This is a genomic window from Bifidobacterium sp. ESL0827 (genome assembly GCF_052606685.1).
This window is the reverse complement of record NZ_CP199597.1, coordinates 1,782,009-1,796,406: the sequence shown is the minus strand read 5'-3', so window position 1 is coordinate 1,796,406 and position 14,398 is coordinate 1,782,009. Positions and strand designations below refer to the sequence as shown.

8 protein-coding genes, 1 other RNA gene and 2 pseudogenes are annotated in these 14,398 nt (G+C 57.1%); 8 read left to right on the top strand and 3 right to left on the bottom strand.

From position 1 onward, the window contains the following. Window positions 1-10 precede the first annotated feature (10 nt). On the bottom strand, window positions 11-1,261 hold the full coding sequence (locus tag ACUIAI_RS07250; protein ID WP_445341998.1) for an MFS transporter: 1,251 nt from the start codon (window positions 1,259-1,261) through the stop codon (window positions 11-13). A 196-nt stretch (window positions 1,262-1,457) separates the two neighbouring features. On the opposite strand from ACUIAI_RS07250, the gene ACUIAI_RS07245 reads away from it, so the two are divergent. Next, the gene (locus tag ACUIAI_RS07245; RefSeq protein ID WP_211121117.1) at window positions 1,458-2,171 is read left to right on the top strand and encodes a TetR/AcrR family transcriptional regulator; all 714 of its coding nucleotides are present in this window, start codon (window positions 1,458-1,460) and stop codon (window positions 2,169-2,171) included. Window positions 2,172-2,198: 27 nt separating this feature from the next. On the opposite strand, the gene glf is transcribed toward ACUIAI_RS07245, so the two are convergent. Further along, window positions 2,199-3,377: a UDP-galactopyranose mutase gene (glf, locus tag ACUIAI_RS07240; RefSeq protein ID WP_110413515.1), complete on the bottom strand. Its 1,179-nt coding sequence runs from the start codon at window positions 3,375-3,377 to the stop codon at window positions 2,199-2,201. A 223-nt stretch (window positions 3,378-3,600) separates the two neighbouring features. Between glf and ffs the strand changes: the two genes are divergently transcribed. The 4 genes and pseudogenes from ffs (at window position 3,601) to ACUIAI_RS07220 (ending at window position 6,706) form a co-directional block, all read left to right on the top strand. Then, window positions 3,601-3,691, top strand: an RNA gene (gene ffs / locus ACUIAI_RS07235) — signal recognition particle sRNA small type. A 285-nt stretch (window positions 3,692-3,976) separates the two neighbouring features. Continuing rightward, a complete protein-coding gene (locus ACUIAI_RS07230; protein WP_445341997.1) occupies window positions 3,977-5,107 on the top strand; it encodes a DUF6574 domain-containing protein in 1,131 nt (376 codons plus the stop codon). Window positions 5,108-5,155: 48 nt separating this feature from the next. Further along, window positions 5,156-5,218 (top strand): annotated as a pseudogene (locus tag ACUIAI_RS07225) (zinc-ribbon domain-containing protein); the annotation flags it as partial. 30 nt (window positions 5,219-5,248) lie between these two features. Next, the gene (locus tag ACUIAI_RS07220; protein WP_445342859.1) at window positions 5,249-6,706 is read left to right on the top strand and encodes a hypothetical protein; all 1,458 of its coding nucleotides are present in this window, start codon (window positions 5,249-5,251) and stop codon (window positions 6,704-6,706) included. Window positions 6,707-6,803: 97 nt separating this feature from the next. On the opposite strand, the gene ACUIAI_RS07215 is transcribed toward ACUIAI_RS07220, so the two are convergent. Beyond that, window positions 6,804-9,062, bottom strand: coding sequence for a zinc-ribbon domain-containing protein (locus tag ACUIAI_RS07215; protein ID WP_445341996.1), 2,259 nt, complete (start codon window positions 9,060-9,062; stop codon window positions 6,804-6,806). Window positions 9,063-9,467: 405 nt separating this feature from the next. Here ACUIAI_RS07215 and ACUIAI_RS07210 point away from each other — a divergent pair, with 405 nt between their 5' ends. The 3 genes and pseudogenes from ACUIAI_RS07210 to tmk all read left to right on the top strand — a co-directional run. Next, on the top strand, window positions 9,468-10,487 hold the full coding sequence (locus ACUIAI_RS07210; protein ID WP_445341995.1) for a phosphatase PAP2 family protein: 1,020 nt from the start codon (window positions 9,468-9,470) through the stop codon (window positions 10,485-10,487). A 128-nt stretch (window positions 10,488-10,615) separates the two neighbouring features. After that, window positions 10,616-13,492: a type I DNA topoisomerase gene (topA, locus tag ACUIAI_RS07205; RefSeq protein WP_445341994.1), complete on the top strand. Its 2,877-nt coding sequence runs from the start codon at window positions 10,616-10,618 to the stop codon at window positions 13,490-13,492. Beyond that, window positions 13,489-14,142 (top strand): annotated as a pseudogene (gene tmk, locus ACUIAI_RS07200) (dTMP kinase); the annotation flags it as partial. The gene topA and the pseudogene tmk, both read left to right, overlap by 4 nt. Window positions 14,143-14,398 lie beyond the last annotated feature (256 nt).

Below are 14,398 nucleotides of genomic sequence, written 5' to 3'. Positions count from 1 at the left end.
TTTGGTCTCCTTACTTGATGGTGCGGATGCGGCTGATGAAGATGCAGGCCAGCAACACCAGAACGATGGCGGTGGGGAAGACCAGCTGGTAGGACTTGGTTACCGAGACGATCAGCGAGGTCACCATGGGACCCACCATCTGGCCCAGGGTGGTGGCGATGTTGAGGATGCCCAGGTCCTTGCCGGCCTCCTCGGCATTGGGCAGAACGTCAACGTTGAGCGCCTGGTCAACTGATCCGTACATGCCGTAGCCGAAGCCGCCGATGGCGGTGAACAGAATCATGCCCAGGGGGCTTTGGATGATCCATGGCATGGCGTAGCCCAGGGCTAGGAGCAGGCTGGCAATGACCACGGGCATCTTCCTACGGCCGATCTTGTCGGAGATCGGGCCAGCACCCAGGGCCGCGACCATGGAGACCACGATCAGCACCAAGGACATGGTCGACATGGTGGCCGCCGAGTCCTTGACGGACTGGCCCATGTAGTCCTGAAGGATGAAGAGCTGGTAGTTGAGGATCATGTAGTAGCTGAACAGGAGCAGGGAACGTCCTACGAAGGCCATCCAGAAGTCGGGCGCGTGACGAGGCGGGCGGAAGGATTCAAGGATGGAGCGCAGGCTGCTGCTCAAAGCGGGCATGTCCTTTGAAGAGGGCTCCTTGGGCCAGATGACCACTGTGACCAGTCCGGCCACGCCCATGACTATGCCGGACATGATCCAACCCGGGATCTGCATGGTGATGAAGCGGGCACCGACCAGCGTGCCCAAAGAGTTGCCCACGAGATTGCCTGCCGAAATGAATGCCGACATGGTAGCCCGCTGTGATTCGGGAACGCGGTCGGACAGGGATGCGACCACTGGCGAGATCATCATGTTCAGGCCGACCATGGCCAGGCAGTAGAAGATGCCGATGACCCAGACGTTGGCAATGACGCCCATGAGGAAGAGCGAGATGCCGGCCAGAACGCCGCCGGAAACGACCCAGGGCGTTCTGCGGCCGAAGATGGATCGGGTCCTGTCGGACAGGTTGCCCACGATCAGGTTGGACACCAGTGAGGTCAGGGCCGTGGTGGCGTTGAAGACCCCGGATATGGCCACCTTGGACCCCGGAGCGATGTCGGTCAGGCGTTGGGGCAACAGGACCGAGGCGACGATGGATAGAGCCATCATCCAGAACAGATTGAAAACGAAGAAGGCTATGCAGTATCGGCTTTTAGCTGCGGTGCCGAGCTCCTGCCCGCCTGCTGAATCGGCTTGTGTCATTGTCCGACTCCCTCTCTTTCGGTGCGTCTGTGCACAGTGGGGAAGCGCCATGCTTCCCGTATTGTTTTATATCTTAAAAATATAAAATAAGCAAGCAGGCAAGTCCTTTCTGGCGGTTCCAATCTTGGTAACGGGCTGTAGAGAGGGGCAATATAGAGCCGTTGGCGGTCTGACGGCCAACGGTATGATGATCCTGATGAGCGATGCGAACAGGAAAACCAGGAACAAGGCTGGCAGAGAGCAGATTATTGGACGCTTTTCACGGCGGCCAATCGGTGCACGTCGGCGGATGACCCCCGACGAGCGTCGCAAGCAGATAGCCCAGGTCGCCGCCCAGATGATCGCCTATTACGGTACCTACGGCGTCTCCATGCAGGCCATCGCAGATGCCGTTGGCTTGACCCTGCCGGGGTTACGTCATTATGCCCGCACGCGCGAGGAGCTCCTCTCCTTGGTCATCCAGGTCTACTACGACCAGGGTTCCTTTACTTTTGGGTCCAAGCCCGGCGAGCGTGATGAGCTGGCCATAGGTCGAGACGAGGAGGGGCATTCCCTCTATTCGCTGCCGGGTTATCTGCGTCGTCTGGTCGAGGAGAATGCCGAGCGCATGGTCCTGGTCATGCTCTTTATGCATTTGGCTGTGGAGGCTCACGATCCGTCCCATCCAGCGCACGAATACTACTGCGATCGCCATGCTCGGATGATTGACTTCATGGACGGGATCCGTTGGAAGCTGCCTGAGCCCTATCGGGATCGGTCGTCCTTCCATCGGCTGATCAGAACCGTCTATTGCACCATGGACGGTGTGCAGATTCAGGCGCTGACCAATCCTGACGACGACATGATCGCCCTGTGGGCAAAGGCTGACCCCATCCTCTTCCCGTCACCCCAGTGGGATGATTACCGCTAGAAGGTCGGCAGGAGTTCAACCCAGGGTTCAGTCCTGGTTGTGGCCTACTAGGGGGGCGATCCGCTTGTCCCAGGCATCCAAGGCTGAATTGATTACCTGGTGCATGTCGTAGTAGGCATAGGTGCCCAGGCGACCGCCGAAGACGACCTTCGGCTGTTGGGCTGCCAGTTGCTTGTACTGGGTATAGAGGGCCCGGTCGTCGCTTGTGTTGATAGGGTAGTAGGGTTCGTCGCCCTTGCCGGCGAAGCGGCTATATTCCTCCCAGACCACGGTGCGCTCATGGTTCTGCCGATCGTAGCGTTCAGGGTTGAAGTTCTTGAACTCGATGGCGCGGGTGTAGGGCACGTCAGGATCGGAGAAGTTCATGACCGGGCAGCCGAAGTGGTCGTCTTCGTCGTAGCGGCGCTCCTTGAAGTCCACGGTTCGCCACTTGAGCTCGCCCAGACGGTAGTCGAAGTAGCGGTCAACCGGGCCGGTGTAGACCACGGGGACCTGCCCCACCAGAGCATCCCGGTTCCAGGGCTGGGAGTTGTCGAAGAAGTCAGTTTTCAGGCTCACCTGGATGCGTGGGTCATCGATCATCCTTTCGAACCAGGCCGTGTAGCCGTCCTTGGGCAGGCCCTCCCAGGTGTCCTTGAAGTAGTGGTTGTCGTAATTGAATCGCACCGGGAGCCGTTTGATGATCGAAGCCGGCAGCTGGGAGGGATCGGTTTGCCACTGCTTGGCCGTGTAGTTCTTGATGAAGGCCTCGTACAGGGGCCGGCCAATCAGGGAGATGCCTTGGTCATTCAGGTTGCCTGGGTCGGTCCCGGCCAGCTCGCCGGCCTGTTCCCGGATCAGTTCACGGGCCTGCTGGGGGGTGTAGTGGGCGTGGAAGAACTGGTTGATGGTGCCCAGGTTGATGGGCAGGGGGTAGACCTCGCCCTTGTGGGTGGTATAAACCCGGTGGGTGTAGTCGGTGAATTCGGTGAAGCGATTGACGTACTCCCAGACCTTGCGGTTGGAGGTGTGGAAGAGGTGGGCCCCATACTTGTGGATTTCGGCCCCGGTCTCCTCGTCCATGTAGGAGTATGCATTGCCGCCGATGTGGTCGCGTACGTCGATGATCTGCACCCGGGCCCCGCTGTGCTCGACCGCCTGCTGAGCCACGGTCAGACCGAACAGGCCAGCGCCCACAATCACCAAATCAGCATCCATGTCAGCCATTCGTCTTCAGCCATCCATCCCTTGTCGCTGTGATGCCGGGCTGTCCAGGGTCCGACATGATCCGTGATCAGCCGCTCGGAGTACGGCGATCCTGTTGTTTACATGCTAGCGGACGGGTCTACTCAGGGAAGCGACTGGTGGCGATATCGACTGAATGCACACCTGGCTGGATGAGTCGGCGCCTGCCAGTGGACAAGTGGAGCCTGTCTGCTATCATAGTGACTTGCTCTCACGTGGCGTTATGTCACCCAATCCCCCCAGGGCAGGAATGCAGCAAGGGTAAGTGGCCTCTGGCGGGTGCGTGGGAGTTTTTCATAGATGTTTGCCAGATCAAGAGGTGGACTGCCTCGTTGGATTGATGACTGAATTGTGTTCTGACAGCAGGTATTTGGGTCTAATCTCTACAGACATAGGTAATTATTCAAGTATAGCTCTATTGATTCATGCATGTGTGTGCACGGACGCCGCTGCTATTTTAGTGTCAATTGGCAGTTGATCTTCTGTTGTTTGATGTTTACGTCTTGTGATTGAATTATGAAGAGTTTGCTCTAGGCTGATTAGCGGCCTGGGGAGGGGAAATCAGAGGAGAGTGACAAATCATGAAGAAATGTACTTCATGTCAGGCCGAAAATCCGGATAGTGCAAAATTCTGCAGAAAGTGCGGTATGCCCTTTGCAAAGCAGGAGCAGGATGCATCTGCTCCGGGCTTTACTCCTGATTCAAATGAGCAGTCCGAGACTCAGCCAGAGGCTGGACTGACTGCTAATGCTGGCGTTCCAAATAATCCTTCTCCTAGTCTTCCTCAGCCGGTATCCAATCCGGTTGAGCAGTCGGGCCAGCCTGACTTCATTTCTGGTGCCTATCCGATGCCAGTCCCGGGCGCCCAGCTGCCACAAAATATCGATTCGCAATCGCAATCGCAATCGCCACTAGGACAACCTTCTCCAGATACCCGCAATTCTACTGGGCAGCCGACCCAGTCATTCCCGCAGGCTCAGCCAACCCAGCCTAACCAGCCGCCTTTCCAGCAGCCTATGTCCGGTGCAGGACCTGGCATGGTGCCAATTCAGCAGTCTGTACCTACTCAGTCCAGACTTTTCTTCAACTGGATGCTTGCTGCCTTGAAGAAGCCCAGCCTACGTATGATCAAGCCAGCCTGGTATGCATGCGTGCCCATATTTGTGGAAGCTATGATCATTTCTTTGTTGGTCACGATTTGGGAATCGCGGACTGTCTCCGCTGTATCGAACGCACTTAGCCCTGTAACATCGATGCTAGGCTATTCGTCCTCGTCGGCTTCAACCGGCTCTTCGGGTAATTTTGGGTTCTTCTTCCGAGGCTTCATCGCTGTGGCTTTTGTGCTCTACGTCATGACCTTGTCTATATTCATAGGCAAGAAAATTTATGGTGACCCCGACGGTTTTCGGCAGGTACATGACGCATTCGCACAGATTATTCTTCCTTTCGCGATCCTCCACCTGGTCTTGGTTCTGCTTTCTCTGATTGGTGGCTCGGTTATGGCAGCTGTCATTTTCCTAATAAGTGTCAGCATCATGTCAGCGGTTCCCTCCTATTTGATTGCTACATCCAGGAACACTCGCAAATTGGATTCCTTCTGGCTTTGGCTTATTTTCTTGGTTGCGGCCTTCCTCATTTTCTTGCTGGTGATGATCATCTTCATTAGCATTGCCGGCGCCGCGTTCATAAGTGCCATCTTCTCCTTGGTCTGACAGTGGTCGTGACAGGCAGAAGAAAAACGCAGAAAGGTGAGGACGATTATGTTTTGCACAAATTGCGGGGCTAAGAATGAGCCTGACGCCCAGTTCTGTGCGTCGTGCGGACACCTGATGACGTCGGCAGACGATCAAAGCATGACTCTGGGGTTCGATGGTGAAAAAGGGGAGGACGAGGTCAAGGAAAGCATCCCAACGCCTACTACTCCCGTGCTCGCTAGTGAAGAGGCTCCTGAGGCAGATGTTGGCACTAATGCAGACGATTCCTTCATGGAGGCGGATCCTGCTTCCGAGGGTTCAAATTCTTCCGATGAAAATGGTACTCAGTCTCGGCCCGTCTCCTCAAGCGAGGAAGATACTGATGATATGGCGGACGCGGAGCAGCCTACTGCGACCTTGTCGCAGAACGAGCAGTATATGGGCGTCGAGTCGGAGCCCTCGACTGCGGCTGATTCTCAGTTTCAAACGCAGGCCCTACCAAATGTTACGGCATCAGTAGAGCAACCTGTCGCTGTCCCGGTCACGCGTAAAGTGCAGCGAAAGACTGTAATTATCTGGGGGGTTCTCATCGGTGTGGCGGTCATACTGATCGGCGCATATTTCATACTCAAGAATATGGTCTTCACGCCTTCAGAGCAGATCAAAACGTACGTTTCCGCCGTGTCAAGCGGCAATTACAAGCGTGCCAATCAATTGGTCGATCCTGGCGTGGCCAACGACTCGCGCATCCTGCTGACAAACGACTACGCTAAGAATGCGGATTCGCGCATCAAGAACGTCGAGATTGGCCCTCTGGTCCGAAACCCACGAGGCTCAGGCTACCAGGTGCGAATTTCCTATACGGTCAACGGTGTCAAGCAGTCCAAGCCGCTGGATATACAAGCCGCTGGCAAGCAATTTTTGATCTTCGACTCCTGGAGGATTGCCACACCCCTGACTACCACCATCAAAGTAGCTGCCCCAAAGACTGTGGACAGCCTCGTGGTTAACGGCATCAATGTCAAGCTGGCAGAAGCTGGCATGAACAAAGAGGTTGTTACTCCTCCCTCTGACTCGTCCTCATCCGACAGCGGCGACGAGATGCATTACAGTTCGATGGATCAATACACCTTGCCGGTCTATCCAGGTGTGGCCAAGGTGGAGTTGCCTAATTCCAAGTACATCCAAGCCCAGCAGGTCAAGCTCGATGGTTCCAGTAAGGTTGCTTACATTGCCCCCCAAGCCACTGACGCATTGGAAAAAGGAATCCTGGACCAGGTCCAGCAGCGCATCAATGACTGCACGGCCTCCACCGAGACGAATAAGACTGGTTGTTCCTTCTCCAACGGCACTTTCGAGGATTATGGCGGTCCAAACTATACTAATATCAAACGGACTGTCAGTAGCCAACCTTCATTGAGTGAGTTGGATTTGAGTAACGGCGAGTTCAAAACCAGCCTGATTCAGACCAATATCACTTACCAATATCGTTTTGATTCAGACTCCGACTGGGAAGATGGCAGATCTTCAGCATCTGACTACCTGGCCGGCACGTTCGTGATCAAAGATGGTGAACTGGCCGTCAAGATTGACGATTCTGGCAAGAACTATTACTGATTAGCCGATAAATTGCGAGGAGTTCCCGTAATCGCTGCTTTGGCGAAGACGGGAACCCCTTGCTTTTGCTATTTTCCATGGCCAGTTAGACAAGGGCTCATTTTTTATCTTTCAGGAAGATAATGCCCTCTGCTGTGATTGCGTCATTGTCCAAGGTTGAAGTGGTTTGGCTCCCGCCGTAATTATCTACAGCGCCCCGCATTTTTTCATCCATGTTCTGTATGGCCTGGCCAGCAGGCACGAAAGTGTAGGTCGTCTTCGTTAAACCCGACCATTCGCGCAAGGAATCCGAAACACCCTTGATCGACTTGGGGTCCAGAGTCAAAGTCTTGGTGCCATCCGGATTTTCGGTAATTTTGGAAAAATGACCGCTGTAGTTATCGGTGTTGCCGTCCATGAATTTGGGCCGGTCGGTACGCTCAAAAGTAGAGCCAGTGAAGCTGCCATCTGACTGAATGGTCATATCGCTGATCAGAGAACCATCGCCGGATTCGGCCCAAGTCCACTTGCCTGTCAAAGCATTAAAGTCTTGATTTGCGGTGTTGCCACCTATGGCTTCCCAATCAATCGGATTCTCCACTAGGTAGTAGACATTCTTCTTGTTTGGTGCTTCCTGGAATGGTTCGGCTTTGCCGTACTGAGTGGGCGCATAGGGGTTTTTGCCCCTATTGTCATCGGCTGAGCGGTCTGGATACTTGCTGTTGTCGCGCTTGATCAGGTAGGGGCGGTCGGCATCCGGCTTGAAGTCGGGCCTGCCTGCGAAGTATTCGTCCGATTCCAGTTGATCCAGCTTGGCGCCTACCGGCATGTATACGAAGAAGTCCTTGGCCTTCCACTCCAAACCGGAGTTTTGGAAGCCGGGGTCTTCGCCCAAGGGCACAAATCTGGGCGTGCCGTTATCGCAGAAGGCAGCGTCAACAGGCACGGTCCCGCAGTTGGGCAGGCCTATACCTGCGTAGAGTTCGAAGGCTCCGCTGGGGCCGGAGATCAGGTGGTTCTTCATGTACCCAGCTCCTTCGTCCAGTCCCGTATTGGAGGGGATGCAGCCGGATAGGTCTTGGGAGAAGGTGCACAGGCTCAAGTAATCTCGTGGATCTCCGCCTGGGGTTGTTTCGCCGCGTACTTTCAAATACTGCGATGAAGTGCCGAGTTGGCTACCGGCCTCATCCTTACTGATTGTGTCCAAGTTCAGACAGTCGCCGTCTTCGGTGCAGTATTGTCCGGCCAAGTTTGCCTCTTTGTTAAGAATATAGACGGATTGCGGGAAACTGTCATCTTTGGTGGCGAGCACATCGAGTTTTTTGCTGGCATCTACGCCGTAGTAGAGCGTGGCGGTTTTGGCGTTGGCGGGTTGGCCGATGGATGGGTTGGCGCCGACGATCTTGCCCAGGTTCTTCCGGCTGGAGAAGCGGGGCTGCATGGTGATGCTGTAGCCTTTGGCCTCCAGCTGGCTTTGAGCCTGGTCCTTGTCCATGCCGGCCACCTCGATGGGAATGCCTGCCTTGTCAGTGGCAATGCCCACATGGATGCCGTCTTTGGTGTCGAGTACGGGCTGTCCGTCGGACGGGGAGGAGGCTGCGACCTGGCCGACGCCAGTCTTGGATGAGACGACGTCAGCCACTGTGAGAGGCACTTCCATGGCTTTGAGCGTTTGTACAGCCTTGGCTTTACTTTGACCGATGGTGCCTTTGGGAACGCCAGGACCAGCCGACTCGGTGACGGTGACGTGAGCGTTTTTGGGCAGGTGGCCGGACTTATCAGCTCCGGACAGGCGGATGAAGGAGCCCTTGCGTTTGGGACTGAACTGGAGTTGGGTCTTGGCGGGAATGCCAGCCTTCTTGAGCTGTTCGACGGCTTCCGCAGCTGTCTTGGCTTGCACATGAGGCATGGCTTTGGGCGACAGTTGCCGGTAAGCGACAAAACCGCACGTAATTACTAAGACCAGCGCCACAAAGGCTGCTATCAGGATGTAAAGCCGCTTACGGGAGGCAACCACGCTGGCAGGGGCTGAGCTCGATGTTGGGCCCTGTCCAGGGAGCACGGACAGAGGGGCGGCTTCCGTATGGCCCGTTTTTGCGCTGGTTTTATCGACATCAATTGCATCGGTCACATGGTTTGAGTCTCTAGACTCGGTATTAACGGCAGAGGTTTCGGCTGTGTCGGAGGCACCAGTGACGCTCGCCGAATGATCTGATTCATCTTGGCTGGGTTGGCGTCTATCGTTCTGTTCAGCGTCCTTGATCGGGTCGGGGGATTGATTATCTGTTTTTATAACCGCGTCAAGCGGTTGTCCGCATTGGCTACAGAACTGATCGTCGTCCTCGTTGACCGCCCCGCATTGGGTACAGTATTTCATTCTCTTATTCCCTTCTCTCCGCTTCCGCAGCGACTTAGCTATTCATCTCCTTCAAAGATGATGCTGAAACCGTTTACGCCTCGCCTCCGACCTCGTTAGTGACTAGCCGTAAACTCGCGGTAACCCTTCTGCTTTTATGCTAGCGGATGGTTCGGGTCGAAGGTGTTGCAGGTGCCTATATTGATAATTATTGAGGGTTCTGCGTGCCAAACGGCAGATGGAATTGGCCTGTGTATCACGGTGGCTTGCTCTCATGTGGCATATTGCGGCAAGGGCAAGTGGCCTCTGGGTTGCGTGGGAGTTTTCCATAATTGCACTGCCTGAACTGGCTGAAGTCGTGAAGGGAGCGTATTCGCCGGACGAGGTGTCGGCTGTCGACCCAGGGGTTGGATAGAGTCTAGAGGTATGACCAACAAGCGCAAGCAGGGCGAAGCACAGCAGACCTGGTACCGGGACCCGAATGAGCAAACCGTAGCGGACGACAGTCATGTTGATCAGGATCCCTTGACGTCTCGTCCCCGCATTTCAGCCCTGGTTCTGTGCCTGGTCACCGGCCTGGCCTGCCTGTGTCTGGCGGCTTTGGTCTGGTGGGCGGCTGTCTGGACTGTACCAGGGCAGACCTATGACGACATGGCCCTGGCGAACTTCCGAGGTTTTCTTGATCAAGCGCCCCTAATCAAGGCTTATCTGGGACTGTTCACCATTCCTTATGCGACTGTGGTGATCTGTGTAGTGCTGGGTCTTGTCGCCCTGGTGGTTGTTCTAGTGCGACGCCGGTGGTGGCTGCTTGGCCAGGTCGCTGTTTATGCTCTGGTGGTCTACGGGGCGGCGCGCATCCTCAAACGCTTCCTGCCTCGCCCTGTGCTGATCCATGTTCAGGCTTCCGCTGCCAATTCTGCCCCTTCGGGACACACCATCCTCGCTCTGGCGGTGGTCCTGTCCCTGCTCTGTGTGGTGCCCCGGGTTTGGAGGGCCTTTGTTGCCTTGGTAGGGTTCGCCTTTGACCTGTCCGTGGGCTGCTCGCTGGTGCAGGGCGGCTGGCACCGCCCCTCAGACGTGGTCATGGGCATTCTCATTCCGACTGGTCTCTGTCTTATTGCTCTGGCCGCCACTCGGGGGACCGGCATGGATGCTCCAGGGACCAGGATGTCTTCGGCCTCGATCCAGATTGTCTCCACCTTGATGTCGGTAGCTGGGTTCCTAGGGATTCTTTACGCCTGCTATGTCATCTGGCAGGTCAGCCCTGGTCTGGAGATCGGCGCTCGGTGGACGGCCTACGGGGTTCACTGCTCGGCTGTCATAATGATGGCCTCGGCTCTGTCGCTGACGTTGGGACTGGTTCTGACGATGAGGCAGATCACAGCCTCACCTCTGACCAGGATGGGCCTTGTCGGTCGTCCACCGGCTCCGCCCCAAAATAACTGAGGCCGATCTCTGATTCATCCACCATCAGAGTTAGTGTTCCACACCCGTGCACATGACCCCTGATTTGCATGGTTACGGAACCTCGTGAGTAAGATGGCGTGCGAAAGACCACAATATAAGGAGAGGCCATGGCATCCGGCAATAAGCTCGTCATTGTTGAGTCGCCAACCAAAGCAAAGAAGATCGGCGGGTACCTGGGCAAGGGCTACACGGTCATGGCCTCGGTGGGCCATATCCGCGACCTGGCCCAGCCATCGCAGATCCCGGCCTCCCAGAAGAAGGCTTACGGCAAGTTTGGCGTAGACGTGAACGATGGCTTCAAGCCTTACTACATTGTGGATGACAAGAAGAAGCACACAGTGTCCGAGCTCAAGAAGGCGCTGAAGAACGCCGACGAGCTCTATCTGGCCACTGATGAGGATCGGGAAGGGGAGGCCATCGCCTGGCATCTGGTCCAGACCCTCAAACCCAAAGTGCCGGTAAAGCGCATGGTCTTTCATGAGATCACCCCAGAGGCCATCAAGAATTCGCTCAAACACACCAGGGACGTCGATGCCCACATGGTTGATGCCCAGGAGACCCGCAGAGTCTTGGATCGGCTCTATGGCTACGAGCTTTCACCGGTGCTCTGGCGCAAGGTGGGTCCGGGGCTGAGCGCAGGGCGTGTCCAGTCTGTGGCGACTCGGCTGATTGTGGAGCGCGAGCGTGAGCGCATGGCTTTCGTCAAGGCCTCCTACTGGGATCTGCTGGCGCGTCTGGTGCAGGAGGATGCCGGGGAATCGGCGTCGTCGAGTGGTTTTCAGGCGCGGATGATTGGCCTGGGGGAGCAGCGGCTGGCGGTCTCTAAGGACTTCACCTCAAAGGGTCGGCTGACGGAAGCGGCTGCCAAGGAGCAGGTCTTGCAGCTGGATGAGCAGCATGCCCGAAGCCTGGCTGAGACGCTGAAGGATCAGGACTTCACGGTGACGGGTATGGACACCAAGCCCTATCGGCGGCGTCCCCAGCCCCCCTTTACCACGTCTACCCTGCAGCAGACGGCTGGCAACCGGCTGGGCATGAGTTCCCGGGCCACCATGCGCGCTGCCCAGGGGCTCTATGAGAACGGGTTTATCACCTACATGCGTACCGATTCGGTCACTCTCTCCCAGGAGGCCATTGCCGCTGCTCGCAAGGGAGTCGAGCGTGAGTACGGTGCCGAATATCTTTCGGCTGAGTCCAAGCAGTATGTGACCAAGACTGCCGGTGCCCAGGAGGCTCACGAGTGCATCCGGCCCGCCGGTTCCACCTTCCACAGGCCTCAGGACCTGGCCGACCGTCTCGCCCCTGACCAGCTTAAGCTCTACACCCTGATTTGGCGGCGCACCCTGGCTTCGCAGATGGCCGACGCCACCGGGTCTACAGCCACTATCCGCCTGTCGGCGCAGGCGGGCAAGGAGGGTACGGCCCTCTTCCAGGCTTCAGGCACCGTCATCAAGTTCCCCGGGTTCCTCAAGGCCATGGGTGCAGGCTCTGAGCAGACCGATGAGGATTCTTCTCTGCCTCCGGTCCAGCAGGGTGACGTGCTTCGTGCTGCCTCTGTCGATCCTGAGGGCCATGAGACCCAGCCACCTGCACGTTATACTGAGGCCTCTCTGGTCAAGACCTTGGAGGCCAAGGAGATTGGCAGGCCTTCCACCTATGCCAGCATCATTTCGACCATCATTGACCGCGGATACGTCTACGAGCGCGGCCGTGCACTGATTCCCTCCTGGTTGGCCTTTTCGGTAGTCAGATTGTTGGAGACCAATTTCCCCAAGTACGTGGATTACCAGTTCACGGCGCAGATGGAGAACGGCCTGGATATGATCGCCCATGGCAAGGAGCGAGGCAAGGACTGGCTGACACGGTTCTATTTTGGTTCGGGCCCAGGTGCCGCCCAGAACGCTGATCAGGCCCATCAGGGTCTGCAGGAGCAGGTGGCTCAGTTGGGGGACATCGATGCCCGCAAGATCAACACTATCGAGATAGGCGATGGCCTGCAGGTGAGGGTCGGCCGCTACGGGCCCTATCTTGAGGATACGGCTGACCTGGATGCCGACGGCAATCCGAAGCGTGCTTCGTTGCCGCCCACCATGGCTCCGGACGAGCTGACAGTGGCGGCGGGCCATGAACTGATCGCTACTAATGCCGGCGGTCCCCGTCAGCTGGGCAAGGATCCGCAGACCGGCGGTCGCGTCGAGGTGCGCAAGGGCCGATTTGGGCCCTATGTGGCCCTGATCAGCCCCGAGGAGGAAGCGGCCGAGCAGAAAAAGCCGACTGGCAAGACAGCACGGACAACCAAGCAGGCTGGCCCTAAGCCCAAGATGGCATCGCTCTTCAAGACCATGGATCCAGACACAGTCACCCTGGAAGATGCTCTGAAGCTGCTTAGTCTGCCTAGGACGGTGGGCAGCATTGAACTGACCGATGCCAAGACGGGAGAAACTAACCAGGCCACCGTTACAGCCAGCAACGGCCGCTATGGCCCCTATCTGACGGCCACCAAGGCCGACGGCGGCACCGAGACGCGTTCGCTGACCGACGAGGGGCAGATTTTCACTATCGACCTGGCCGGAGCCAAGGCCCTCTTTGACCAGCCTAAGTACGGGCGGCGTTCCCGGAGCGCGGCCAAGCCTCCTCTTCGTGAGCTGGGCACGGACCCCGACAGCGGCAAACCCGTCACCATCAAGGACGGGTTCTATGGTGTCTACATCACCGACGGGCAGACCAACAGGACCCTGCCCAAGCAATACACGGCCCAGTCCATCGAGCCGGAGGTGGCCTTCCGTTTGCTGGCAGAGAAGCGCGCTGCCGGGCCCGCCAAGCGGCGCGGCCGGACCGCCCGCAAGTCGACTGCACGAAAGTCGACAACGCGGAAGTCGACGTCCAGCAAATCTGCAGCAGCCAAGTCGGCCACTCGCGCCCGCAAAACCACAAAGAAGACTAAAACTACCAAGACTTCCAAGACTACGGAGCATCAGGCATGAACGATGGTTTGTTCATTTCCTTCGAGGGCGTGGATGGTGCTGGCAAAACCACCCAGGTCCAACAAGCACACAACTATCTGCAGGAGCGCGGTCTCCGATCCCTGGTCACCCGCGAGCCAGGCGGAACCCCTGTCGGATTGACCATCCGAGAACTCGTCCTTCATGGCTTGGCCGCCTTTCCCTCGGTCGCCGTGACCGGCGGTACCGACGTGGTTGATGCCTCCGACGATCTGGCCCCCAGGACCGAGGCCCTGCTCTATGCGGCGGATCGGGCTGAGCATGTGGCCCAGGTAGTTCGTCCGGCTCTGGATCGCGGAGATATTGTGCTCTGCGACCGTTACCTGGATTCCTCAGTGGCCTATCAGGCCGGAGGCCGTGATCTGTCAGTGGATGTGATTCGTCGGCTGAGCCTGTGGGCCAGTCAGGGCCTTCTGCCCAGACGCACCTATCTGCTGGACGCGGATCCGTCTCAGTCCAAGTTGCGCCTGGATCATGAGCCCGATCGGCTGGAGTCGGCTGGCGATGACTTTCAGCAGCATGTGCGTCAGGCATTCCTGCAGCTGGCTCAGAGGGAGCCCGACCGGTTCCTGGTTATCGACGCCACCCAATCCATCGACCGGGTCTGGCAGATCATCCAGGACGATTTGGACAAGTTGGTCGAAGGGCGCGAGCCGGATCTGCCTCAAGTTGACGATGAACTCCCAGATGTCGATGATGACACTGACGACACTGACGCCCAGGATGATGTCGACGAAGATGAATCGACGGCAGGATATGAGGACGATGAGCAAGGTGCCAGGTCGGACTGGACGGAGGCTGCAGATAAGTCCGATCAGGCACTGGATGCTGATGCTGACCAGGACGACCAGTCCATGGAGGCAGGGACAGTCGGCGGTGATGCAGATG

Bases quoted from the DNA above. Each gene is read 5' to 3' on its own strand.
- ACUIAI_RS07250 (WP_445341998.1), bottom strand. From the start codon at position 1,261: ATGACACAAGCCGATTCAGCAGGCGGGCAGGAGCTCGGCACCGCAGCT.
- ACUIAI_RS07245 (WP_211121117.1), top strand. From the start codon at position 1,458: ATGAGCGATGCGAACAGGAAAACCAGGAACAAGGCTGGCAGAGAGCAG.
- glf (WP_110413515.1), bottom strand. From the start codon at position 3,377: ATGGCTGACATGGATGCTGATTTGGTGATTGTGGGCGCTGGCCTGTTC.
- ACUIAI_RS07230 (WP_445341997.1), top strand. From the start codon at position 3,977: ATGAAGAAATGTACTTCATGTCAGGCCGAAAATCCGGATAGTGCAAAA.
- ACUIAI_RS07220 (WP_445342859.1), top strand. From the start codon at position 5,249: ATGACTCTGGGGTTCGATGGTGAAAAAGGGGAGGACGAGGTCAAGGAA.
- ACUIAI_RS07215 (WP_445341996.1), bottom strand. From the start codon at position 9,062: ATGAAATACTGTACCCAATGCGGGGCGGTCAACGAGGACGACGATCAG.
- ACUIAI_RS07210 (WP_445341995.1), top strand. From the start codon at position 9,468: ATGACCAACAAGCGCAAGCAGGGCGAAGCACAGCAGACCTGGTACCGG.
- topA (WP_445341994.1), top strand. From the start codon at position 10,616: ATGGCATCCGGCAATAAGCTCGTCATTGTTGAGTCGCCAACCAAAGCA.